Below are 22,065 nucleotides of genomic sequence, written 5' to 3'. Positions count from 1 at the left end.
TATGGACGGCGGCTGTTATACATCTGGAGAATAACGTGGGCCACCTCACCCTGGAGCTAGGAGCGGCATGTCCTCCTTGGTACTCACGCAGACAGCAGTGGACGCCGACGACGAGGGATGTCCCAAGTCGGTGCTCGGTAAGGCTCAGCTCCTCCTCTCCGCATTCGCTGCAGGGGCCTATCACCTTCGCCTCACCGAGCTGAGCCGGAGATCCGGCGTACCGAAGGCATCGGCCTACCGGCTGGCCCAGGAACTCGTGCAGTGGGGACTGCTGGAGCGCGTCGGGGACGGCTACCAGCTGGGGGTCAAGGTCTTCGAGCTCGGGCAGCGCGTGCCCATCGCAGCCACCCTCCGTAGAGTGTCGCGCCCGCTCCTGGCCGACCTGTTCGCGACGACCAGGACCACGATCCATCTGGCCGTTCTCGACGGCGGTCACGTCCTCTACATCGAGAAGGTCGCGGGTGAGGCGAACATCCACAGCCACTCCGAGGTGGGCGGTCGGCTGCCCGCCACCTGCACCGCGACGGGGAAGGTGCTCCTGGCGCTCAGCGCCGACGGGGAGTCGGGACTGCAACGCTGCCATCAGACGGGTGTCATGCGACCGACCTCGCGGAGCGCCGCATCCGTGATGGCCCTGCGCGGTCACCTGGCCGAGGTTCGCAGGCGCGGTTTCGCAGTCGAGGTCGAGGAGACGGTCGTGGGTTACGCCAGCGTCGCGGTGCCGGTGATGGGGTCCGACGGTTCCGCGTTCGCGGCCGTGTCAGCGACGTCGCCGGCGTCGCGCCTCGCAGTCGGGCGGCTGGTCCCGCAGTTGCAGGGGACCGCTGCCGGCATCGCCCGCGCCGTCGAGCGGCAGGTAACCACCGAGTCCTCGACTGCCGATCGGATCCCCCCGGTCGCGAGCCGTACCACCCGCTAGGGGCGCTGCCCTGACGAATTGGTGACATGACTGGCTGGCGGGCGACGTCCGAGTGGGTGTGGTCGTGGCGGCACAGCTGCTGCGAGCAGGTGGCGGCGGGCTCGGCGCCGCAGACGTAGGCGATCGCGCGAGTCCGCTCCTCGAGCAGGGTGGGGTGGAGGCGCTCGAGCGGTTCCCCGACCACGTCGGACCTTGCTGGGAAGGTGGTCCGCACGCACCCCCAGCCCGTCCTGGTCCGGCCACCGGACCATTCATCTCGTCCCGCTGCAGTGCCGGTGCTTCTCTCTTCGCACGATGCCCGGTGGCCGGTGGGTTCCGGCTGATACCCCGAGGAGTGCAGATGTCCGATCCCACGAGATCCGCGACCGGTATGGGGGACCCGGGCCACACGCAGCGGGGCGGCAGGCTGCGTGCCGGCAGCCTCACCGCACCGCACGTCGTCTTCATGGTCCTGGCCGCCGCGGCGCCGATGGCCGTGGTCGTCGCGATCATGCCCATCGCATTCGCGCTGGGGAACGGCGCCGGGACGCCGGGGATGTATCTCCTGGCGGCGCTCGTCCTGCTCCTGTTCTCGATCGGCTATGTGCGCGCAGTCCCCTATGTGCGGAACGCGGGTGCCTTCTACGCCTACATCGCCCAGGGCCTGGGCCGTCCGCTCGGTCTGGTTGCCGCGTACACGGCCGCCATCTGCTACAACGCGCTCTCGGCCGCCACCTGCGGTGCCCTCGCGTTCTTCGCTGCCGACACGGCCAACCGGATGCTCGGGGTCGACCTGCCGTGGCCGTTCTGGGCCGCGATCGGTATCGCGCTGGTCCTGTTGCTGTCGTACCGCAGGATCACCGTGTCGGCCCGGGTGCTGACCGTCGCGCTGTCGCTCGAGGTCTTCATCCTCCTCGTCCTGGTCGTCGGCATCCTTTTCCAGGCCGGGCCCTCGGCGTTCAGCTTCGAGGTCTTCATGCCGACCGCCGTCGCGAGTGGCTCGATCGGCGTTGCGGTGATCTACGCCCTCTCGTCCTTCCTGGGTTTCGAAGGCACGGCGATCTATGCGGAGGAGACCCGCGACCCGGTGCGCACCGTCCCGCGTGCCACGTACGGAGCGGTGGCCGTGGTCGGTGTCTTCTACGTGCTCTGTGCGTGGGGGCTGGCCGCCGGCGCAGGCGTCGACCGGGTCGGCGCCGTCGCGGGGGAGGACCCCGGGAGCTTCGTCTTCGCGATCACCGACCAGTACCTCGGCAGCTGGGCGGTCGACGTCATCGGCGTGCTGGTGGTGGTCAGCTCCTTCGCTGCCGTACTGGCGTTCCACAACGCCGCCGCCCGCTACTTCTACGCCCTCGCCCGCGACGGCTTCCTCCCGGCGCCGCTGGCACGCACGCATCCTCGTTACGGCTCGCCGTACGTGGCGGGCATCTCCCAGGTGGTCGTGCTCGCGGTGCTGGTCTTCGGTTTCGCCCTGGCCGGCCTCGATCCGCTGCTCAACCTCGCCACGGCCATGACCGGCTTCGGCGCCGTCGGCCTGGAGTCACTGTTGACGCTCACCTCCCTCGCCATCGTCGTCTTCTTCTGGCGACAGGGGCGGCGGGACTTCGGGCACGTCATCGCTCCCGCGATCGCCTCCGTCGCCCTGGCCGTGGCGACCATCCTGTCGTTCGTCAACTACCAGTTCCTCACCGGCAGCGACTCCTCGATCATCAACTCGCTGCCCTGGCTGCACCTGGTGACGCTCGTGGTCGGGCTGGCGCTTGCGTTTCTGGTCCGCCGGCGTGACCCCGAGCGCTACTCGCGGATGGGGAGCACGCCGGTCGAGGAGAAGGAGGCCTACCCGGAGCAGCCGCTCCGGTGACCGGAAGGCCACTGCGCCAGGAACAGCTTCACCTTGACACGGATAGCGAGGACGACCCGCGATGCGGCACGACCTGTTCAACCCCCTGACCGCCACCGAGATCCGCGCGGTCTCCGCTCTGGTACGAGAGCACCCCGAGTTCCGAGGTCGCCGGATCGGCTTCAGCGCGGTGTTCACCGACGAGCCGGACAAGGCCCGGGTCCGGGTGGGCGAGCCGGTGGCACGCCGAGCCCGCGCCATGCTCGTCGATCGGTCGACGGGCCGGTCGATCGACGTTCGGGTGGACCTCGACCGGTCCGAGATCGTGGACGTGGACGTCGTCGCGGCGGGGGCGGCCCCCGTCCTGCTCGAGGAGTTCGAGAACGTCGGCGTCGTCCTCAAGAAGGACCCGCGCTACCTGGCCGCGCTGGCGGAGCGGGGGATCACCGACGTCACCAACGTGCAGGTGGACCCCTGGTGCATCGGCAACATCCCGGAGGTGGACGGCGCCCGCGTCTGCGGTGCCATCTCCTACGTGCGCACGTTCCCCACGGACAACGGCTACGCGCACCCGATCGAAGGCGTCGTCGCCTTCGTGGACCTCCTCACCGACGAGGTCATCGACGTCAAGGACTACGGGGTGCGCCCGCTGACCTTGACGGAGGCCAACTACGACCAGGCGTTCAACGAGCCCATGCGCACCGACGTCGCGCCGCTGGAGATCACCCAGCCGGAGGGGGTGGGCTTCACCATCGACGGCAACGAGCTCACCTGGCAGAAGTGGCGCTTCCGGGTGAGTCTCCACCCGCTCGAGGGGCTGGTCATCCACGGGCTCGAATACCGGGACGGCGAGGAGTACCGCAGCATCCTGCACCGCGGCTCCGTCGCGGAGATGGTGGTCCCGTACGGCGACGCCGCGCCGGAGCACAACTGGCGCAGCGCCTTCGACGTGGGCGAGTTCGGGCTCGGCAAGCTGACGAACTCGCTCGTCCTCGGCTGCGACTGCCTGGGGGAGATCCGCTATCTCGACGCGGTGCTCGGCGGCGAGGACGGTGAGCCGTACACCATAGGCAACGCCATCTGCATCCACGAGGAGGACGACGGCATCCTCTGGAAGCACAAGGACTGGGTCACCGACACCACCGACGTCCGCCGCTCGCGCCGACTGGTCGTCAGCTCTATCGCCACGGTCGGGAACTACGAGTACGGCTTCTTCTGGTACTTCCACCAGGACGGCTCCGTGCTGGTGGAGGCCAAGCTGACCGGGATCGTCCAGACCCGTGCGGTCCACGACGGCGAGGTGACCCCCAGCGCCACGCCGATCGGCCAGAACCTGGTGGCCGCGTACCACCAGCACATCTTCAGCTTCCGGCTCGACTTCGAGGTCGACGGCCACGAGAACAGCGTGTTCGAGAACGACGCGGAACGAATCCCGGTAGGGCCGGACAACCCGACCGGAGCGGCGTTCACGGTCCGCAAGACGCTGCTCGAGACGGAGCAGAGCGGAGTGGGCCTCACCGACCCGCAGGTCTCCCGCAACTGGACGGTCGTCAACCGCGGCAAGACCAACGCATGGGGGATGCCCGTCGGCTACAAACTCCTGCCGGGATGGGCCTCGGCCACCCTGCTGGCGCAGGACGAGGCCCCGATCGCGCAGCGGGCCGGCTTCACGAAGAAGAACGTCTGGGTGACCCCGTATGCGCCGGACGAGATGAGGTCCGCCGGCGACTATCCCAACCAGCGGCGCAGCGGGGACGGCCTCCCGGCCTGGACTCGCGCCGACCGGTCCACCGTCGACACCGACGTGGTCGTGTGGTTCACCCTCGGGGTGACGCACGTCCCCCGGGCCGAGGACTGGCCGGTCATGCCGGTCGAGCGAGCCGGCTTCCACCTGCTCCCCGTGAACTTTTTCGACCGGAGCCCGGCCCTCGACGTCCCGCCCTCGCAGGCGAGGCACTGCCACTGACGCCGGTGGTTGTCCAGAAGTCCCGCACGCGACCCGGCTGTCCCGAGGACCCTGGCGGGTCAGGTTGCATCGATGAGGAGGACGACGTGTCCGTACCGGTACATGCGCCCGTCCGTCCGGGCGTGACCTCGGCGGTTGCCGGCTCACAACCGGACGGCGGACGTGGCGCTGTACGGTTCGCCGCCGCGGTGAGCGCACTTGCCGGCGGCTTCCACCTGCTGACCGCGTTCGCGCACCCTGGCACCACCACCCGCGTGTCGATGGCGGTCATGGCCGGGGTGTGCCTGCCGTGCGCCGTCCACCTGTGGCGCGGGCGAGCTGGGGTGCCCACGTGGAGCATCACCGTGGTGATGGGCGGAGCGATGGTGCTGGTCCACCTGTTGCTCGCCGCCGCCGGGCACGCGCACCACGCCACTGTGGCGCAGCTGTCGTGGCTCACCGGCTCGGGTGTCATGATCGGCCTGCCCACCCTGTTCTTCCTCGCCCTCAGTGGTGCGGCCTACCGCAGCTACCAGACCGTCCGGTTGTCCTCCTGATGGCAGCGTCTGGGGATGACGTCACCGGGCCGGAGACGCTCGTCGACGTGCTGAGCCGCCGCGCCGCAGACGACCCGCATGCACCCCTGGTGACCTTCGCCGGCGGACGCGCCACGAGCGTGGGGGAGTGGCATCTGCTGGCCGAGGACACAGCTCGCGCGTTGCTCGCTCCGGGCAGCGGACTTCGGCCGGGTGATGTGGTCCTCACATGCATCCGGCCGGGACAGTCGTTGCTGTGGGTGCTCGGCGGTGTCGCACGAGCTGGCCTCGTCGAGGCGCCGCTCTCCCTGGACGTGTCCGCCGACACCGCGATGGCGATGGCGCGGGCCATCGGCGCGCACGTCGCCGTCGTGGGTTCCTCCGTCCTGTCCACCAACCCCGGCCTCGCCCAGCTGGGCAGCCTCCTACGGATCCTCACGGTCGACGACGGTGGTCCGTCCGACGGCAGGCGAGGACTGGCGCAACTGGAGGACCTGCGCGCCGGTCGTCCGGGCCGTCTGCCCGACCCCCCGTCCCCCGGGGACCCGGCTCTCGTGATGAGCACCTCCGGGACCACGGGCCGGCCCAAGGGGGTGCTCCTGCCACACTTCGCCGGCGTGCGGCACGCGCGTCGGGTCGCCGCTTCCATGCGCTACCGGCCCCAGGACGTCCTCTACAACGCCTTTCCGTGGAACCACGTGAACATCCGGCACGCGGGGCTGGCGGCGGCCCTCGTCAGCGGCGCCCGGCTGGTCGCCGTCCCGCGCTTCTCGGCATCCTCGTTCTGGGACACCTGCCGGACCGAGGGGGTGACTGCCTTCAACTTCATGGGTGCCGTCGCTGCGATCCTGCTGCGCAGCCCGCCCTCCGACGGGGACCGTCGGCATGCTGTCACCCGGGCTTACGGCGGGCCGGCTCCTGCCTGGATGGTCGAGGCGTTCTTGAACCGCTTCGGGGTGCAGTTGGTCGAGGCCTACGCCTGCACCGAACTCGGTGACATCTGCAGCAACACGGTGGGCGACGTCGTCCCGGGGACCGCCGGCCGGCCGGTACCCGAGTACGCGGTTCGGCTGCTGGACGACCGCGGTTCCCCGGTGTCCGGGGGAGCGCCCGGCCGGATCACGGTGCGTCCCCGGGTGCCGCACATCAGCGCGCTTGGGTATGTCGGGACGGGCACCCCGGGCCCGACGGCGGCGACCGGGTGGACCGACACCGGCGACCGGGGGCGTTGGGACGCCGGAGGGCGGCTGATCTTCGAGGGCCGTTCCGGAGACGTCGTCCGGCGGCGCGGGGAGAACATCTCGGTCTGGGAGGTCGAGACCGTCGTCGGCCGGCTGCCGGGCGTCCGGGAGGCCGCCGCGGTGGGTGTTCCCTCGGACCTCACCGAGGAGGATCTGCTGCTCGCAGTCGTCCCCGAGGACCAGCGCCTCGACGTGGCCGTCGTCCGTGAGTGGTGTCGGCACCACCTACCCCGGCACGCTGTTCCCCGTTATGTCGTCGTGCTGGACGAGCTGCCCCGCAACGACGCGACCAAGCTCCGCAGGGACGCACTGCGCGCCGAGGAGGTCGTCCGTTCCGCCGACGACGCCGAAGCCCGCGTGCGGCCGATCCCGGTCCCGGGGTCGACACCTGGTCCGAGAACCTGAGAGGAGATTCATGCCTGGCCCAGAAGGTGCCCCGGCGAGCCTGCGCGTGCTCGATCTGACCGACGAGCTGGGAGCTGCCGCCGTCCGGACGTTGGTCGGTATCGGCGCCGACGTCGCACGCTGCCGGACCCCCGGTGCCCCGTCCGAGGGACTGGCCGCCGAGCTGCACTGGTATGCCGGGACCGTCCTGCTGCCGCCCGAGCCGGGGGACTCCCCGGTCCTCGACCGATGGGCTGAGGACGTCGACGTCGTGCTCGAGAGCGGGCCGGTCCGCTCGCTCCGGGGAGTGCGGTTCGACGCGGCGTCGGGGCGCCCGGACTCCCGGTGGCCTCATGCCGTGCATGTCGTCATCACGCCGTTCGGTCTGACCGGCCCCCGCCGGGACTGGTACGCCGACGACCTCGTGCTGGCCTCGGCGGGAGGGATGACGTGGCTGGGCGGTCGGGCGGACGGGCCGCCCAAGCCCCCGCCCCGTGAGCAGGCCCTGCAGCTCGCCGGCGTGCACGGTGCCATCGCCGCCCTCCTCGGTGTCCTGGCCGCCAATCGTGAAGCCGGCCGGGGCGGGCCGACCGGCCAGCTGGTCGACATCTCGGCCCAGGAGGCCACCGCTGCGACCCTGGAGACCGGCGCGATCAGTTGGATCCACGCCGGGTCGTGCCCCCGGCGCAACGGGGGCGTCTACCAGCACGTCGCGCACCGAGTGTTCCCGGCCGCCGACGGCTTCGTGGCGGGCGGCTACTCGGGGAGCGATCGCATGTGGACCGATCTCCTGAAGTGGATGATCGAGGCCGGCGAGGCGGAGGATCTGGCGGACGACGCCTGGTCGGACCCCGTGCACCGGTGGGCCGGTCGTCCGCACGTCGACGAGGTGGTCGCCCGCTTCGCATCCAGGCGGACGGCCGCCGAGCTCGCCGACGAAGGCCGTCGCCGGGCGCTCCCGTGGGCCGAGGTCAGCCGGGCGGAAGGGCTGCCCGACAACCCGCAGCTGCGCGACCGCGGGTTCTTCGTGCACATCGACGGTGTCCCGGGACACCCGGACCTGGTCGACGTGGGGCCCCCTGTGGCGGTGCCCGGTGTGGACCGACCGCGGACGGTGGCCGCCGCCCGGGTCGTGGAACGCCCCGGGTGGCGCAGTGGTCCACGTGCGCCTGCCGTGCGCCGGCTTACTGCCGCGGACGCCGCGGCGGGTCCGTTGACCGGGCTCCGCGTCCTGGACCTCACCTGGGTGCTCGCGGGCCCGTATGCCACCAGGCTCCTGGCGGACCACGGTGCCGACGTCATCAAGGTCGAGTCGCGGTTCCGCCAGGACCCCACCCGGTTCTCCCCGGGGATGCGCCTCCGGCCGGGCGCCGGACCCGACGAGAGCGGCTACTTCCAGAACTTCAACCGCGGCAAGCGCAGCGTCGCGATAAACATGAGGACCGAGGCCGGTCAGGACCTGGTCCGCCGGCTGGCCGGGCACTGCGACGTGGTGATCGACAACTACAGCCCCGGCACGATGTCCCGCTGGGGGCTGGGCTACGACGCGCTGACCGAGGCCAATCCCGGGGTCATCGCCGTCTCCATGTCCGGCGTCGGCCAGACGGGGCCCTGGCGGAACGCGGTCACCTTCGCCGACACCCTGGCGGCGATGTCGGGGCTGACGCACGAGACCGCCGACCCCGCAGGGACCCCTCAGGGGCTGACCTTCGGCCTGGGGGACATGGTCGCCGCCAACGCTGCGGTCGTCGGCGTTCTGGACCTGCTCCTGCGCGGGCGTGGCGGATTCGTCGATCTCTCGCAGCTGGAGGCCATGGCGTCCGCCATGGGACCTGCTCTGCTGGAGCACCAACTGGGGGCACCGGTCCACGGAGCCACCCCGGAGCACCCGGACCGTCGTGCGAGCCGGGTCCCGCACGGGGTCTACCCGGCTCAGGGGGAGGATCGCTGGTTGTCCGTAGCGGTCCTGGAGGACGCCCAGTGGCGTGCCCTGGTCCGCGCCGCCGTCGCGGACGGGAGAGGCGCGGCGTGGGCAGAGACGCTCGCAGGGCTCGCCGACGCCGGGCTCGCGGAACGCAAGGCGGCCGAGGACCGGATCGACGACGCCGTGTCCGCGTGGACGAGTGATCAGGTGCCCGAGGCGTTGGCCGACCGGCTGCAGGCCCTGGGCGTCCCCGCGGCCATCGTGAGCACGGGGCAGGATCTCGTCGACCGCGATCCGCATCTGGCCGCCCGTGGCTTCTACGTGGAGCTCGAGCACCCGCTGGCCGGTCCGGTCCGGCACGAGGGCGTGATCGCCCGCATGTCCCGCACGGCCACGCGGCAGGAGCGGCCTGCGCCGCTCCTCGGCCAGCACACCGACGCTGTCCTCACCGAACTGCTCGGCCTCGAGGCGGCGGAGATCCGAGCCCTGACCGGGGCCGGCGTACTGGAATGACAGGAGAGCTGATGACTTCGACCGGCAGAGCCCCCTCTGTCCTCGCGGTGACCACGGATGACGGCGTCGCGACGGTGACGATCGACCGTCCGCCGGCGAACGCGGTGGACCCGGCAATGATCCAGGAGTTCCTGGACGTCCTACCGGGCCTGAGCGCGGACGCCTCGGTGCGCTGCATCGTGCTCGTCGGCACGGGGCGGTTCTTCATCGCCGGCGCCGACATCGCCGTGATGCGGGACCTGTCGCTCGCCAACCACGTCAAGATGCGCCGGTGGGTGGAGGTGCAGCGGCTGCTCGAGCAGGCGCCGAAGCCCGTGATCGCGGCGATCAACGGGCACGCCCTCGGCGGCGGGGCCGAGCTGTCCCTCGCCTGCGACCTCCGGATGGCGGCCGAGTCGGCGACGATCGGCTTCCCGGAGATGGCGCTCGGGCTCTTCCCGGGCGCGGGTGGCAGCCAGCGGCTGCCCCGGTTGCTGGGGGTGCACCGCGCCCGGCTGCTCATGATGGAGGGCCGGCGGCTCTCTGCCGCCCAGGCGTTCGAGCTGGGTCTGGTGGACGACGTCGTCCCCGATGTGCAGTTCGCGGACGCGGTGGCCAACCGGGCCAGATCGCTCGCCGACCGGCCTACGCGCACGATCGGTCTCCTCAAGCAGGCCGTCGAGGCCGGCGCCCACGTGGACATCGACACGGCGATGGAGGTGGAGTGGGCAGCGGTTCAGGAGGTGATCGCGACCGAGGACGCGGCTGAGGGACTCCAGGCCTTCCTCGACAAGCGCGCGCCCGAGTTCCGCGGCAGGTGACCGGCCTTTCCCTCCGTCCCGGTCTCCAGGGGACGGAGGGAAGGCCGGTCAGGCCTCGTACTGCGCGACGAATTCCGTGTCGACGCCGAGGTCGCCGACCTTGCGGGCGCCGCCGGGATTGCCCAGCGGCTCGCTTCGGCCGGGGAGGATCTCGCTGAAGAAGGCGCGGGAGTCCTCGACGAAGGCCATCTTCTCGTCGTCCCCACGCGCGGTCCGGTCGACGAAGATGGCCTCGACCGGGCACTCCGGTTCGCAGGCGCCGCAGTCGATGCACTCTGCCGCGTTGATGTAGCTCTTGCGGTCGCCGACGTAGATGCAGTCCACCGGGCACACGTCCGTGCAGGCCCGGTCGTTCACGTCGACGCAGTCGGCGCCGATGACGAAGCTCATGTCTTTCCTCCGTGCTGGATACGGAGCCGCATCAAGCGGCTTCGGTGGAGTGACCGGGGAACAGCGACGCGCCCGGGTCGAGGACCACGGCGGCATTGTTGACAGCCGTGGCGACCTCGCCGAACCCCACGGACATCAGGCGCACCTTGCCGGGGTACTCGGTGACGTCACCCGCGGCGTACACGCGGGGCAGGTTCGTCTGCATGCGCTGGTCGGTGTGGATGGACCGACCGGAGAGCTCCAGCCCCCAGCCGGCCAGCGGCCCGAGGTCGGAGATGAAGCCCAGCGCCGCGATGACGCTGTCAGCCGGGAGAAGCTCGTCCTCGCCGCCCTTGCTGGTCAGGCGCACCGACTCGACGCGATCGTTCCCGGACAGCTCGGCGACCTCGCAGTTCACCCGGAACGGGATACCCATCTCCCGCGCCGCCGTGACGCTGGCCGCGTGCGCCCGGAAGGCGGCGCGACGGTGCACGAGTGTCACCGAACGGGCGAGGGGCGCGAGGGCGAGCGCCCAGTCAAGCGCGCTGTCGCCACCGCCGACCACGACCACGTCACGTCCGACGTGCTCGGAGAGGTCGGGGACGAAGTAGCTGAGCCCTCGTCCCAGGAACTCCTCCCCGGCCGGCAGCGGACGCGGCGTGAAGGTGCCGATCCCCGCGGTGAGGACCACGGCCCCGGCATCGATCAGGGTGCCGTCGCTGAGGGTGAGCCTGGGTCGCCCGTCCTCCGAGTGATCCAGCGCGGTCGCCTGCCGGCCGAGCAGGTACGTCGGCGCGAACGCATCCGCCTGAGCTTGCAGGGAGGCGACGAGTTCGCGTCCGGCCACGGCCGGCAGCCCTGCCACGTCCCGCACCGACTTCTCGGGGTAGAGCGCGGCGATCTGGCCGCCGACCTGGGGGAGGGCGTCCACCAGGACCGTGCGCAGACCGCGGAAGCCGGCGCAGAAGGCGCCGTACAGGCCGGTGGGTCCGGCGCCGATGATCGCGAGGTCGGTCTCGATCGTGCTGGGTGTCACGGATGCTTCCTCTCCGTACGGTCCCGCGGGCAAGCGGATGGCCATGACCGTAAGGAGAAGAGTCGGTCAATCCCGAGGTCGGCGGTCCGCCCACCGGACCGTGGACCGCTCAACGGAACGCGGTCCGTTCACCGGACCGGTCCGCTTGGGGGCTTGGCGCGCCGGTGGTCGACTCGGTGCACCGCAACGCCGGGCGGCTGGGTGCCGGCCCCGGAGTAGGGAGAGCGAGATGGTCGCAGAGAACGTGACGACGGAGAGCCCCGCCCTGGCCCCCGCCGTCCGGAAGCCACGCGGCGAGCGCGCGCGCCGCTCCCGCAGGGGAAAGCTGCCGGGTCGCCAGGACTGGTCGAGCTGGCCGCACTACCAGTCGGCGGCGGCCGGCTTCCGCGGATACTGGTACCCCGTCGCCTTTTCCTCGCAGATCACCGGCAAGCCGACCGGGGTGACGCTCCTCGGCGAGCGCATCATGGTCATGCGCGACAAGGGCACCGTGTATGCGCTCAAGGACCGCTGCCCGCACCGCGGTGTGCCCCTGAGCTACGGCAGCCAGCAGTTCCCGGGAACCGTCTCGTGCGTCTACCACGGCTGGACCTTCGACCTGAAGAACGGTGACCTGGTCGCGGCCATCACCGACGGCCCCGACTCCCCGATCTGCCGCAAGGTCACGCAGCCCACCTTCGAGACCGCCGAGCGGCTCGGGATGGTGTGGCTGTTCGTGGGTGACGGCGAGGACGCCCCTCCGATCGACGACCAGCTGCCCGAGGAACTGGTGGACAACCCTGCCGTGGTGGGGGCGCGGATCCAGGCGCGCGAGGGCAACTGGCGGTTCGCCGTCGAGAACGGCTACGACGAGGGTCACGCCAAGTACCTGCACCGGACCGCACTGTGGCGCCTGTTCAAGCCGATGCCCGTCTGGAACGAGACCCGCATCGAGCAGCGTGGTCGCTGGATCTACCGGGTCCAGGAGAAGCAGTACTGGGATGCCGAGTTCGAGGGGCTCGGCCGCTGGACGGGTCAGGCCTGGTACAAGAAGAAGCCCCCGAAGACGGTCACGAACATCGGGAACACGTCCGGCCACCGCGAGGTCAACCCTGCCATCGCGGCGCAGGAGTTCCCGGGCTTCGCCTCGGTATCCATGCCGGGTGTCCTCCGGATCGCCTACCCCACCTTCATCCACTACGAGTTCTACGTGCCGGTGGACGCCGACAACCACCTGTACGTGGGTGTTATGGCGAACTTCGCCAGCGGGATCAAGACGTTGCCCTTCTACGCGAAGTACCTGGGCGCGGTCCGCTGGCTGTTCCACGGCCAGTTCTCCGGCCAGGACAAGTGGATGGTGGAGGTCACCGACGCGCCGCCGGAGCGCCTCTACCGGCCGGACGATTCGCTGCTGCAGTGGCGGAAGCTCGCCGAGGACGTCACGGAGGAGCGCCTCGCGCGGCTGGCCGAGGCCGGCCTGACGCCCGAGGACGCCGAGCCCGAGATCGTCAAGTAACCCACCCTCACCTTCCGCCGTCCGCTCGCGCCCGTTGCCGGGCGGGCGGCGGACCTCACCTCAGGAGAGAACCGTGGCTCGCATCGTGCTCGGCATCGCAGCCTCGCACTCGACCCTCATGAACACGCACTGGGAGCAGGTCGAGCACAAGGACCGCGCGGAGGCGTTCCGCGACGCGTTGAGCGAGGCGCGCGACGCCATCGCCGCCGCGCGCCCCGATGTGGCGATCGTCATCGGCTCCAACCACTTCCGCGGCTTCTGGCTCGACCTCATCCCGTCCTTCACCCTGGGGGTGGACGAGGTGGTCGCCGCCGGCGAGGCCGGCACTCCCAAGGGGCCTCAGCTCGCCGACCCGCCGTTCGCCCAAGCGCTGGCCGAGCACCTGGTGGAGGCGGGGACGGAGGTCGCCATCTCCGCGCGCATGCAGATCGACCACGGTCAGTCGCACGCCATCCAGTACCTGCTCCGGGACCTGCCGGTGCCTGTTGTGCCACTCGTGATCAACGTCTTCGCCACGCCGCTGCCGAAGGTGAGCCGGTGCGTCGAGCTCGGCCGGCAGATCGCGGCGGCGATCGCGGGCATGCCGGACGACAAGCGTGTGGTGGTCATCGCGTCCGGAGGCCTCTCCCACCAGCTGCCGTGGCCCAGTCGTTGGCAGGACCCGGAAGGCGCCGACGAGGAGTTCCTCGTCGACGCCTGGCGCAACGGTCGCGGTGAGTGGGAGCGCTTCGATGCGCGGCGCCGCGAGATCATCACCTCCGCCCGCCCGACGATCTTCCCCGACTTCGATCACCAGTTCCTCGCCGAACTGGAGGCTGGCGAGCTCGAGAAGTACGCGCACTGGACGACCACCGACATCGAGAACGCGGCCGGCAACGGCGGGCAGGAGCTGCGTACCTGGCTCACGATGGTGGCCGCGCTCGACTTCGCCCCGGGGCGCACGCTCGCCTATGCGCCGATGCCCGAGTGGCTGACCGGTATGGGTGTGGCCATGATCGTCCCCGGGACAGGGGAGTGACGGCGGTACCCCCCGCCGCGCCCTCCACCGGATCCGAACTCCTGTCGGCGGTGCTGCGGCGGGTGACCGCAGAGCGTCTGCGGGACGCGGCGGTCGCCGTGACCTCGATCCCGAGCCCCACCGGACACGAGGCCCCCCTGGCCGGCTGGTTGGCCGGTCAGTTGCAGAGCTCGGGCATCGAGGGCCACGTCCAGGCCATCGACGTCGAACAGGCCAACGCCGTGGGCCGGGTGCGCAGCAGCCGGGTGGGGCGCGATCTCATGCTCTACGCGCCCATCGACACCCTCACCACGGGGGACCCGGCGCAGGACGTGCCCTGGATCGGGCCCGAGCTGCGGCCGGACATGCAGCCCCTGGCCGCCGTCGACGGTGATCTCGTGAGGGGGCTGGGCGCCAGCAACCCCAAGGGCCACGCTGCGTGCGTCCTGGTCACCGGGCAGGCGTACGCGGAGGCTCTCGCCGAGTGCGGCGTCGTCCCCGCGGGCGACCTGGTTCTCGCGTTCGGCGCCGGGGGGATGCCGACGAACGCGCTCGAGCCCGGTCGTGCCAACACCGGTCACGGCGTGGGCGCGTCCTTCCTGCTGGAGCGGGGCTGGTACGCCGACGCCGCGATCATCGCCAAGCCGGGCGACTTCGTCGCGCACGACGAGGTCGGCCTGTGCTGGTTCGAGATCGTGGTCCACGGTGCGCACACGTACGTCGGCAGCCGGCATCGGCTCGCCTACGACAACCCCATCGTCTCGGCCGCCGAAGTCGTGGTCCGCCTCGAGCGCTGGCTGGCCGAATACCCGGCGCGGCACCGCACGGAGACCGCGGCGCCCCAGGGCATCATCGGCTCGATCGCCGGCGGCTGGGAGCGGATGCTGGCGGTCACGCCGGCCGCGTGCCGGCTCCGGTTGGACCTCCGGCTCGCGCCGGGGGAGCGCCCGCTCGACGTCCGCCGGGACCTCGAGCGGTTCCTGGCGGCCGTGCGCGCCGAGACCGGGATCCAGCTGGACTGCGAGCTGGTCAACGCCGTGCCCGGGTCCTCGACCGACCCGGCCAGCTGGATCGTCGGCGAGACGGTCCGCGCCTGGGAGGCCACGAACGGCCGCCCGCACGATCCCGTCCGGGACAACAGCGGCGCGACCGACGCCAACATCCTCCGCAACCGCGGCATCCCCACGGCCCGTGTCGGGATGCCGAAGGTGCTCCTCGACGACACCCCTCTCGACTTCGCCGGCGGGATGAACACCGTGGACGTCCGCGCGATGCGGCGCCTCTGCGAGACCCTCGCCCGCGTCGCGGTGGCCAACGCGTTCTGCGACGCAGAGCCGCCGGCCATGGCAGCACACCACCAGGAGGAACCAGCATGACCACAGCACCGGAGGGGACCTACGCCAAGGCGGATGGCGTCACGTACCACTACCTGGACATGGGGTCCGGGCCGGACACGATCTTCCTGCACGGCGGCGGCCCCGGGTGCACGGGCTGGAGCGACTTCGGCCCGGTCGCGCCCTTGTTCGCCGCCGACCGCCGGTGCCTGCTCGTGGACATCCTGCAGTACGGCCGCTCGGAGAAGTGCCGCATCACCGGACCCATGTGGGACTTCCACGCGGCGAAGACCGTCGCGCTGATGGACGAGCTCGGCGTCGCCGAGGCCGACTTCATCTGCAACTCCTGGGGCGGCACGATCGCGCTCAACCTCGCGGCCCGCTATCCCGAGCGGGTGCGTTCGCTGGTCGTCACCGGGAGCATGCCGGTCTTCTACGGACCTCTGGCGCCGCTTCCCGAGGGTGGCCGGCGGGGCCGGAACGCGCGCGACGTCTACTACGGCGGCGAGGGTCCCACTCGCGAGAAGATGCGCGAGCTGATCACGCGCCTGGAGTGGTACGACGGCGCCCAGCTGCCTGAGGAGACGCTCGACCTGCGCTACGAGCAGAGCCTGGACCCCGAGGAGCGGGCGCTGGCCGCGATGTCGGACTCGCCGCGCGGCGACTGGCAGGACCTGACCCACGAGCTGGGTCGCATCCAGGCGCCCACGTTGTTCATGTGGGGTCGCGAGGATGCGTTCCTCACCCCCGACTACCCGATGATGCTGGCCCGCATGGTGCCTCGCGGGAACCTGCACGTGATGGACCAGGTTTCTCACCACCTGCAGGAGGAGCAGCCCGAGCGTTACCACGCCGTCGTGGCCGGCTTCCTCGCCAGCATCGCCCCGTCGAGCACGGAGGCGAGGTGACATGAACAAGACCGTTGTCGGCCTGGTCGCTGCCGCGGTCGCCGCCGCGCTGTGGCGCTGGGTGGCTCCGCGCAGCAACACCCAGGTCCACCGCATCAACCAGCCCTGACCCCTCTCACGAGACCGGTGATCCCATGAGCATCTGGACCGATCTGACGCCCGTCCCGTTCTCCCTCTCCTATGTCGACGCCGGTGGCGTCCGGACCCGGTCGCTGCAGGCCGGTCAGGGCGAGGTCGTGGTCTTCCTGCACGGCACGAGCGGGCACCTCGAGGCGTTCAGCCGCAACGTCGTGCCGCACGCCGAGCACTACGCCATCCACGCGATCGACATGCTGGGGCACGGCTACACGGACAAGCCCGCGCACCCCTACGAGATCCCCCTGTACGTGGAGCACCTGGTGGCCTACCTCGACGCCGTCGGTGTCGAGCGAGCGCACATCGTCGGCGAGTCCCTCGGCGGTTGGGTCGGCGCCCGGACGGCGGTCGAGCACCCCGAGCGCGTCGCCAGCCTGCAACTGCTGGCCGCCGGCGGCACCGTGGCCAACCCCGAGGTCATGAAGCGCATCGACAGCAGCACCCGCCAGGCGGTGTCGACGGATGACATCGAGCTGACCCGCAAGCGCATGCGGCTGCTGATGGCCTCGGAGGAGGACGCCACCGAGGAGCTCGTCGAGGTGCGGCACCGCATCTACCACGAGCCGGACTTCGTGGCGAACATCGACAACCTGCTGTCGCTGCAGAAGATGGAGATCCGCCAGCGCAACCTGCTCACCCGCGAGCAGATGGGCCGGATCAGCTGCCCGACCCTCATCGTCTGGGGCCGCAAGAACCCGTTCGGCGACGTGCCCGAGGCCGAGGCCATGCACGAGGCGATCCCGGGATCGCGGCTGGAGCTCTTCGACGACTGCGGTCACTGGCCGCAGCACGAGCGGGCTGCCATCTACAACCCCCTGAGCCTGGAGTTCCTGGCCAAGAGCGTGGCGGCAACCTGATGCAGGCGCTCCGGATACACGACTGGGGCCAGGCTCCGGTCGTCGAGGACGTCGCCGAACCGACCCGGCAGGAGGGGGAGGTGCTCGTCCAGGTCCAGGCCGCCGCGCTCGCGCACCTGGACCGCACCGTCGCCTCCGGCTCGTTCGGCATGCGGCCGCAACTCCCCTACACCGGCGGGGTGGAGGGCAGCGGAGTCGTCTTGGAAGCGGATGACATCCCTTCCGGGGCCCAGGTGATGCTTCGGGGCGGCGGACTGGGGCTGATGCGTGACGGCACGTGGCAGGAGCGGGTCAGCGTGTCCCGCAAGGCCGTGTCGCTCCTGAACCAGGAGCTGCCTCCGGCGGTGGCCGCCACCTTCTTCGTGCCCACCACCACGGCTGCCGTCGCGCTGCACGACGTGGCGGCGCTCGGTGCGGGGGAGCGCGTGGCCGTGGTCGGCGCGGCGGGAGCGGTGGGCGCCAGCGTGGTGCAGCAGGCGCTCCTCGCCGGCGCGGAGGTCGTGGGTCTGGTCTCGCAGGCCGAGCAGCTGGCAGACGTGCCCAAGGGGGCGGAGGCGGTGCGCCTCGACGACGAGCGCGTCGCCTCGTGGGAGACCGAGCGTCCGTTCTCTCTCTTGGTCGACACACTCGGCGGAGACGGTCTCAGCCGCCGCTCGACCTGGGTCCGAGCAGGCGGGCGAGCAGTCGTCATCGGCTACGTGGCGGGTGCGTCCACCAGCCTGGATCTGCCCAACTGGCTGCTCTCGGACGTGGCGTTGCTGCCGGTGAACATGATCCGTCAGGAGCGGCGAGCACGAGAGCTCATGCCGGACATGGTGGAACGCCTGGCCTCGGGCGAGCTCGAGGTCCGGGTGGAGACCGTGTCGCTTGCGGACGCCGCAGACGCGCTCGACCGTATGGCTCGTGGTCGCATCCGAGGGCGCGCCGTCGTCCTGTTCTGACCCCCTCATGGTCCGCTGAGCGGATCGGTTCCGTTGTCCGGAACCGATCCGCTCCGCGAGACTGAAGGGGTGACCGCACTGCATCCGTCGCGGCAGCCCGTCGAACCCGACCCGGCCGGGCGGCTGGAGGCCGGGGACGCGAACAGCGTCCTGGGCAAGGTGCAGCGGATCCTGGAGGCGTTCGGCCCGGAAGACGAGGCCTTGAGCCTCTCGGAGCTGTCTCGCCGCTCCTCGCTGGCCAAGGCCTCGGTGCACCGTCTTGCGCAGGAACTCGTGCGCTGGGGGCTCCTGGAGCGACGCAACGGCGACTACCGGCTGGGCATGCGGCTGTTCGAGATCGGCCAGCGAGTTCCTCGGCAGCGCATCCTGCGGGACCTGGCGCGTCCGTTCATGGAGGACCTGTTCCAGGCCACCAACGAAACGGTCCACCTCGCGGTGCTCGACGGACTCGAGGTCCTGTACCTGGAGAAGGTCTCCGGGCACGGCCAGGTAACCCGCCCCTCCCGCGTCGCCGGCCGGATGCCCCTGCACTGCACGGCCACCGGCAAGGCGCTCCTCGCCTTCGGGCCGGCGGCACTCCTCGACGAGGTTGTGGCGGCCCCCCTGGCCCGCGTGACCCCCCGGACGGTGGCCTCCCCGAGGCTCCTGGCCCAGGAACTCGAGCGCGTCCGGGAATGCGGTTACGCCGCCGAGTTCGAGCAGACCCGCCTCGGTTTCATGAGCGTCGCCGTCCCCCTCCGCGGTGCGACGGGGGTGACCGTGGCGGCGCTGTCGATCACAGCGCCTTCACCTCGAGGCGGCGTCGAGCGGTTCGCCGGCTTGCTGACGATGGTAGGTCGTCGGGTGACCAGGCTGCTGAGCGTCCAGGACGTCTGAGCCCGGCGCCCGCGTCCGGGTGTGCTTCGCGGTGGAGCGCGGGCCCGGTCCGACCACTGGAACGCAAAGCTGTGACGTCCGGTCTCCCCACGGCATCTTCGATGTCAACCACCTGTGAGGAATCCATGACACAAGCCACCCAGTCCCCATCCCCCCGCGGCGAGTTGAGTCCCGCCGTCGAGGCGGCCGCCAAGCGCCTGGTGACCGCCGCGCGGACGCGGGTGCCCTGCCAGCCCGTGCGCGACCTCATCGGGTCCGACGACATCGACGCGGCCTACGCGGTGCAGGCGCAGCTGACCCGGGATCGACTGGCCGAGGGCGCCCAGGTCGTGGGCCGCAAGATCGGCCTGACCTCGCCCGCCGTGCAGAGACAACTGGGCGTCGACCGCCCCGACTTCGGCGTGCTCTTCGACGACATGGACGTGAGCAGCCAGGCCGAGGTGCCCTCCGCCCGGCTGCTCCAGCCGAAGACCGAGGCCGAGGTCGCCTTCGTCCTGGCGGTCGACCTGGACGAGGGACCGCTGGACGTGGAGCAGGTCCGGGGCGCGGTCGCCTACGCCGTCGCGGCGCTGGAGATCGTGGACAGCCGGGTCGCCGGGTGGGACATCACCTTCGGCGACACGGTCGCGGACAACGCCTCCAGCGGGCTGTTCGTGCTGGGGGAGCGGCGCCTGACCCTCGACGAGTTCTCGCCGGTCGAGGTGATGATGACGATGACGCTGGACGGGGAGGTCGTCTCCGAGGGCAGCGGAGCCGCATGCCTCGGTGATCCGCTCAACGCACTGAGCTGGCTCGCTCGGACCGCGCGCGACCTCGGTGACCCACTCCGCGCCGGCCAGGTCATCCTCTCCGGTGCGCTCGGCCCCATGACCCCCACCCCGCCGGGATCGGTCGTCTCCGCCGACCTCGGCGCCCTGGGCACCATCGGTGCCACGTTCTCCGGAAAGGACGTCTGATGTCCAAGACCAAGGTGGCCATCATCGGGTCCGGCAACATCGGCACCGACCTGATGATCAAGGTGACCCGGCACTCCGAGGTGCTGGAGATGGGCGCGATGGTCGGCATCGACCCTGACTCCGATGGCCTGGCCCGGGCGCGGCGCATGAAGGTGCCGACGACGCACGAGGGCGTCGACGGGCTCATCGCGATGGACGGGTTCGACGAGATCGAGATCGTCTTCGACGCAACGTCGGCCAAGGCTCACATTGCCAACGCCGGGAAGCTCGCACCGTACGGCAAGAAGCTCGTCGACCTCACCCCGGCCGCGATCGGGCCCTACGTCGTCCCGCCGGTCAACCTCGACCAGCACCTCGCCGAGGACGCGACCAACGTGAACATGGTGACCTGCGGTGGTCAGGCCACCATCCCCATGGTGGCTGCGGTCGCTCGTGTCACGCCGGTGCCCTACGCCGAGATCGTGGCCTCGATCGCCTCGAAGTCTGCGGGGCCGGGCACCCGGGCCAACATCGACGAGTTCACCGAGACGACGGCGCAGGCCATCGAAGCGGTCGGCGGTGCCGGCCGCGGCAAGGCGGTGATCATCCTCAACCCGGCCGATCCGCCCCTCATCATGCGAGACACGGTTTTCTGCCTGATCGGGGACGCCGACCACGACGCCATCCGCGCCTCGGTCGCCGAGATGGCGAAGTCGGTCGCCGAGTACGTGCCCGGCTACCGCCTCAAGCAGGAGGTGCAGTTCACCCCGATCGCCGACGGCGAGCCGGTGCACACGCTGCTGCCCGCGGGCGCCCCGCCGGTGACCACGAAGGTGACGGTCTTCCTCGAGGTCGAGGGCGCCGCGCACTACCTGCCCGCCTACGCCGGCAACCTCGACATCATGACCTCGGCCGCCCTGCGGGTCGGCGAGAGTCTCGCCGCCCGGACCCCTGCGCAGGTGACCGCATGACCGCCACGATCGGCTCCGACCTGTACGTCCAGGACGTCACCCTGCGGGACGGCATGCACGCCGTCCGGCACCGGATCAGCCCCGCGGACGTCGGCCGGATCGTCGCCGCCCTCGACGCCGCAGGCGTCGACGCCATCGAAGTGGCGCACGGCGACGGCCTGGCCGGCGGCAGCCTGAACTACGGCCCCGGGTCCAACACCGACTGGGAGTGGATTGAGGCCGCGGCGGAGCACTGCGAGCGGGCCGTGCTGACCACCCTGCTGCTGCCGGGCATCGGCACCATCGCCGAGCTCAAGCACGCCTACTCGCTGGGCGTCCGGTCGATCCGGATCGCCACGCACTGCACCGAGGCCGACGTCGCGGCCCAGCACATCGCCACCGCGCGGGACCTGGGCATGGACGTCTCGGGCTTCCTCATGCTCAGCCACATGGCCCCCGCCGCCGAGCTGGCGGCCCAGGCCAAGCTGATGGAGTCCTACGGTGCGCACTGCGTCTACGTCACCGACTCCGGCGGTCGGCTGACGATGGACGGCGTCCGGGAGCGGGTCCGCGCATACCGCGACACCCTCGATCCCGCCACCCAGATCGGGATCCACGCGCACCAGAACCTGTCGCTCGCCGTGGCGAACTCCGTGGTGGCGGTCGAGGAGGGCGTCACGCGTGTCGACGCATCACTGGCCGGGCACGGTGCGGGCGCCGGCAACTGCCCCATCGAGCCGTTCATCGCGGTAGCGGATCTGCAGGGCTGGAAGCACGGGTGTGACCTCTTCGCCCTCCAGGACGCCGCCGACGACCTCGTCCGCCCCCTGCAGGACCGGCCGGTCCAGGTGGACCGGGAGACCCTGACCCTGGGGTACGCGGGCGTGTACTCGAGCTTCCTGCGCCACGCGGAGGCCGCCTCGAAGCAGTACGGCATCGACGTGCGCGACATCCTCCTCGAGGTCGGGCGCCGCCGGCTGGTGGGCGGCCAGGAGGACATGATCGTCGACATCGCCCTCGATCTGCGGGCCTCGCGCGCGGCCGAGGTCGCTTGACCCCGGACGCGAGCTCGTACGAGGCCCTGCCCACCCCGCCTCCGCGGTGTGGGCAGGGCCTCGTCGCGTGAACCCCCGACGGCGGACCTCCGGCGG

At 71.0% G+C, this 22,065-nt stretch carries 19 protein-coding genes; 17 read left to right on the top strand and 2 right to left on the bottom strand.

What is annotated here, in order from left to right:
* Nucleotides 1–97: 97 nt before the first annotated feature.
* From QOZ88_RS07765 to QOZ88_RS07735, 7 genes are all read left to right on the top strand, one after another.
* Nucleotides 98–919, top strand: a complete 822-nt coding sequence (locus QOZ88_RS07765) for an IclR family transcriptional regulator (RefSeq protein WP_305999222.1) — start codon at nucleotides 98–100, stop codon at nucleotides 917–919.
* 340 nt (nucleotides 920–1,259) lie between these two features.
* Nucleotides 1,260–2,759: an APC family permease gene (locus tag QOZ88_RS07760; RefSeq protein WP_305999221.1), complete on the top strand. Its 1,500-nt coding sequence runs from the start codon at nucleotides 1,260–1,262 to the stop codon at nucleotides 2,757–2,759.
* A 61-nt stretch (nucleotides 2,760–2,820) separates the two neighbouring features.
* The gene (locus tag QOZ88_RS07755) at nucleotides 2,821–4,704 is read left to right on the top strand and encodes a primary-amine oxidase (protein ID WP_305999220.1); all 1,884 of its coding nucleotides are present in this window, start codon (nucleotides 2,821–2,823) and stop codon (nucleotides 4,702–4,704) included.
* Nucleotides 4,705–4,892: 188 nt separating this feature from the next.
* Complete coding sequence (locus QOZ88_RS07750) at nucleotides 4,893–5,240, top strand: hypothetical protein (protein WP_305999219.1); 348 nt, start codon at nucleotides 4,893–4,895, stop codon at nucleotides 5,238–5,240.
* Complete coding sequence (locus QOZ88_RS07745) at nucleotides 5,240–6,865, top strand: AMP-binding protein (RefSeq protein ID WP_305999218.1); 1,626 nt, start codon at nucleotides 5,240–5,242, stop codon at nucleotides 6,863–6,865. Before QOZ88_RS07750 ends, QOZ88_RS07745 begins: the two co-directional genes overlap by 1 nt.
* 10 nt (nucleotides 6,866–6,875) lie before the next feature.
* A complete protein-coding gene (locus QOZ88_RS07740; protein WP_305999217.1) occupies nucleotides 6,876–9,281 on the top strand; it encodes a CaiB/BaiF CoA-transferase family protein in 2,406 nt (801 codons plus the stop codon).
* 11 nt (nucleotides 9,282–9,292) lie between these two features.
* Nucleotides 9,293–10,081, top strand: a complete 789-nt coding sequence (locus tag QOZ88_RS07735; RefSeq protein WP_305999216.1) for an enoyl-CoA hydratase/isomerase family protein — start codon at nucleotides 9,293–9,295, stop codon at nucleotides 10,079–10,081.
* Between the two features lie 48 nt (nucleotides 10,082–10,129).
* Here the strand turns inward: QOZ88_RS07735 and QOZ88_RS07730 are convergent, their stop codons facing one another.
* Together QOZ88_RS07730 and QOZ88_RS07725 are read right to left on the bottom strand one after the other, a co-directional pair.
* The gene (locus tag QOZ88_RS07730; RefSeq protein WP_305999215.1) at nucleotides 10,130–10,471 is read right to left on the bottom strand and encodes an indolepyruvate ferredoxin oxidoreductase subunit alpha; all 342 of its coding nucleotides are present in this window, start codon (nucleotides 10,469–10,471) and stop codon (nucleotides 10,130–10,132) included.
* 31 nt (nucleotides 10,472–10,502) lie between these two features.
* A complete protein-coding gene (locus QOZ88_RS07725; protein ID WP_305999214.1) occupies nucleotides 10,503–11,486 on the bottom strand; it encodes an NAD(P)/FAD-dependent oxidoreductase in 984 nt (327 codons plus the stop codon).
* A 229-nt stretch (nucleotides 11,487–11,715) separates the two neighbouring features.
* On the opposite strand from QOZ88_RS07725, the gene QOZ88_RS07720 reads away from it, so the two are divergent.
* From QOZ88_RS07720 to dmpG, 10 genes are all read left to right on the top strand, one after another.
* Nucleotides 11,716–12,981: a Rieske 2Fe-2S domain-containing protein gene (locus tag QOZ88_RS07720; protein WP_305999213.1), complete on the top strand. Its 1,266-nt coding sequence runs from the start codon at nucleotides 11,716–11,718 to the stop codon at nucleotides 12,979–12,981.
* 73 nt (nucleotides 12,982–13,054) lie between these two features.
* Entirely contained in the window at nucleotides 13,055–13,999 is a 945-nt protein-coding gene (locus tag QOZ88_RS07715; protein ID WP_305999212.1) for a DODA-type extradiol aromatic ring-opening family dioxygenase, read from the top strand.
* A gap of 62 nt (nucleotides 14,000–14,061) precedes the next feature.
* Nucleotides 14,062–15,354 (top strand): M20 family metallopeptidase, encoded by a 1,293-nt coding sequence (locus QOZ88_RS07710; protein WP_305999211.1) that lies wholly within the window; start codon nucleotides 14,062–14,064, stop codon nucleotides 15,352–15,354.
* Nucleotides 15,351–16,220 (top strand): alpha/beta fold hydrolase, encoded by an 870-nt coding sequence (locus tag QOZ88_RS07705; RefSeq protein ID WP_305999210.1) that lies wholly within the window; start codon nucleotides 15,351–15,353, stop codon nucleotides 16,218–16,220. The genes QOZ88_RS07710 and QOZ88_RS07705 overlap by 4 nt, the downstream gene beginning before the upstream one ends.
* A 134-nt stretch (nucleotides 16,221–16,354) precedes the next feature.
* Nucleotides 16,355–17,212, top strand: a complete 858-nt coding sequence (locus QOZ88_RS07700) for an alpha/beta fold hydrolase (protein WP_305999209.1) — start codon at nucleotides 16,355–16,357, stop codon at nucleotides 17,210–17,212.
* Nucleotides 17,212–18,153 carry a quinone oxidoreductase family protein gene (locus tag QOZ88_RS07695; protein ID WP_305999208.1) on the top strand — a complete coding sequence of 314 codons (942 nt, stop codon included), beginning with the start codon at nucleotides 17,212–17,214 and terminating at the stop codon, nucleotides 18,151–18,153. Before QOZ88_RS07700 ends, QOZ88_RS07695 begins: the two co-directional genes overlap by 1 nt.
* A gap of 69 nt (nucleotides 18,154–18,222) precedes the next feature.
* Nucleotides 18,223–19,029 carry an IclR family transcriptional regulator gene (locus tag QOZ88_RS07690; protein ID WP_305999207.1) on the top strand — a complete coding sequence of 269 codons (807 nt, stop codon included), beginning with the start codon at nucleotides 18,223–18,225 and terminating at the stop codon, nucleotides 19,027–19,029.
* 125 nt (nucleotides 19,030–19,154) lie between these two features.
* Nucleotides 19,155–19,985 (top strand): 2-keto-4-pentenoate hydratase, encoded by an 831-nt coding sequence (locus QOZ88_RS07685; protein WP_305999206.1) that lies wholly within the window; start codon nucleotides 19,155–19,157, stop codon nucleotides 19,983–19,985.
* Nucleotides 19,985–20,935, top strand: a complete 951-nt coding sequence (locus tag QOZ88_RS07680) for an acetaldehyde dehydrogenase (acetylating) (RefSeq protein ID WP_305999205.1) — start codon at nucleotides 19,985–19,987, stop codon at nucleotides 20,933–20,935. The genes QOZ88_RS07685 and QOZ88_RS07680 overlap by 1 nt, the downstream gene beginning before the upstream one ends.
* The gene (dmpG, locus tag QOZ88_RS07675) at nucleotides 20,932–21,969 is read left to right on the top strand and encodes a 4-hydroxy-2-oxovalerate aldolase (RefSeq protein ID WP_305999204.1); all 1,038 of its coding nucleotides are present in this window, start codon (nucleotides 20,932–20,934) and stop codon (nucleotides 21,967–21,969) included. Before QOZ88_RS07680 ends, dmpG begins: the two co-directional genes overlap by 4 nt.
* Nucleotides 21,970–22,065: the final 96 nt, after the last annotated feature.

Source organism: Blastococcus carthaginiensis, assembly GCF_030731085.1.
GTDB classification, from domain to species: domain Bacteria; phylum Actinomycetota; class Actinomycetes; order Mycobacteriales; family Geodermatophilaceae; genus Blastococcus; species Blastococcus carthaginiensis.
The sequence above is the reverse complement of the archived record's forward strand: the minus strand, read 5'-3'. Positions and strand labels throughout refer to the sequence as shown.

Bases quoted from the DNA above. Each gene is read 5' to 3' on its own strand.
- QOZ88_RS07720 (WP_305999213.1), top strand. From the start codon at position 11,716: ATGGTCGCAGAGAACGTGACGACGGAGAGCCCCGCCCTGGCCCCCGCC.
- QOZ88_RS07740 (WP_305999217.1), top strand. From the start codon at position 6,876: ATGCCTGGCCCAGAAGGTGCCCCGGCGAGCCTGCGCGTGCTCGATCTG.
- QOZ88_RS07755 (WP_305999220.1), top strand. From the start codon at position 2,821: ATGCGGCACGACCTGTTCAACCCCCTGACCGCCACCGAGATCCGCGCG.
- QOZ88_RS07705 (WP_305999210.1), top strand. From the start codon at position 15,351: ATGACCACAGCACCGGAGGGGACCTACGCCAAGGCGGATGGCGTCACG.
- dmpG (WP_305999204.1), top strand. From the start codon at position 20,932: ATGACCGCCACGATCGGCTCCGACCTGTACGTCCAGGACGTCACCCTG.
- QOZ88_RS07745 (WP_305999218.1), top strand. From the start codon at position 5,240: ATGGCAGCGTCTGGGGATGACGTCACCGGGCCGGAGACGCTCGTCGAC.
- QOZ88_RS07760 (WP_305999221.1), top strand. From the start codon at position 1,260: ATGTCCGATCCCACGAGATCCGCGACCGGTATGGGGGACCCGGGCCAC.
- QOZ88_RS07700 (WP_305999209.1), top strand. From the start codon at position 16,355: ATGAGCATCTGGACCGATCTGACGCCCGTCCCGTTCTCCCTCTCCTAT.
- QOZ88_RS07680 (WP_305999205.1), top strand. From the start codon at position 19,985: ATGTCCAAGACCAAGGTGGCCATCATCGGGTCCGGCAACATCGGCACC.
- QOZ88_RS07735 (WP_305999216.1), top strand. From the start codon at position 9,293: ATGACTTCGACCGGCAGAGCCCCCTCTGTCCTCGCGGTGACCACGGAT.
- QOZ88_RS07730 (WP_305999215.1), bottom strand. From the start codon at position 10,471: ATGAGCTTCGTCATCGGCGCCGACTGCGTCGACGTGAACGACCGGGCC.
- QOZ88_RS07695 (WP_305999208.1), top strand. From the start codon at position 17,212: ATGCAGGCGCTCCGGATACACGACTGGGGCCAGGCTCCGGTCGTCGAG.
- QOZ88_RS07685 (WP_305999206.1), top strand. From the start codon at position 19,155: ATGACACAAGCCACCCAGTCCCCATCCCCCCGCGGCGAGTTGAGTCCC.